This window comes from Vreelandella rituensis, from assembly GCF_003336665.1.
GTDB classification, from domain to species: domain Bacteria; phylum Pseudomonadota; class Gammaproteobacteria; order Pseudomonadales; family Halomonadaceae; genus Vreelandella; species Vreelandella rituensis.
The window spans coordinates 1-905 of sequence record NZ_QPIJ01000160.1; the positions used below are offsets into that span (position 1 = coordinate 1).

The following is a 905-nucleotide window of genomic DNA, read 5'->3' on the forward strand; positions in this document are numbered from 1 at the left end:
CAGGAGGCCCTGGCCTCGCTGCTGGGTGACCAGGCCAAGGGATTGTCGGCCAACACGGTGTCACGGCTCAAGATGAAGTGGGAGGCCGAGCATACCGAGTGGCGACAGCGAGACCTGTCAGAGCGGCGTTACGTCTACTGGTGGGCAGACGGCGTGTACAGCAACGTGCGGATGGATGACCGCCTGTGCCTGCTGGTGATCATCGGCGTCACCGAGCAGGGCCGCAAGGAACTGGTCGCTGTCGAGGACGGCTTTCGCGAGTCGACAGCCAGTTGGGAGACGCTGCTGACGGGGCTGCGAGAGCGCGGTCTGACGACGGCTCCCAAGCTGGCGGTCGGTGACGGTGCCATGGGGTTCTGGGCGGCGCTGAGCAAGATTTACCCGGTGACCGAGCATCAGCGCTGCTGGGTCCACAAGATGGCTAACGTGCTGAATAAGCTGCCGAAGTCCGTGCAACCCAAGGTCAAGGCCGACCTTCACGACATCTGGATGGCCGAGACCCGCCTTGATGCGCACAAGGCCTTCGATCGCACCCTGAAACGCTTCGAGGCCAAGTACCCCAAGGCGATGGCGTGCCTGACCAAGGATCGGGACGAACTGCTGGCGTTCTACGACTACCCGGCAGAGCACTGGGTGCACATACGCACCACCAACCCGATCGAGTCGACCTTCGCCACGGTCCGCCTGCGGACCAAACGCAGCCGGAACTGCGGCTCCCGTGCCACGACCTTGGCGATGGTCTTCAAACTGCTTCAGAGTGCCCAGAAGCGCTGGAGACGCATCAAGCATTTCCAGAAACTGGAACTGGTCATCAACAACGTCAAGTTCCAGGACGGAGAGCAAGTAATCGATCAGTCAGACAGGAACGCCGCCTGACCGTCGTACACCAGATTTGACAATAACTC

Annotated in this window: 1 protein-coding gene; it reads left to right on the plus strand. The window is 61.4% G+C overall.

What is annotated here, in order from left to right; all coding sequences use genetic code 11:
- The coding region (locus tag DU506_RS21265) for an IS256 family transposase (RefSeq protein ID WP_114488799.1) at positions 1-876 on the plus strand (876 nt) is incomplete at its 5' end.
- Between the last annotated feature and the right edge of the window lie 29 nt (positions 877-905).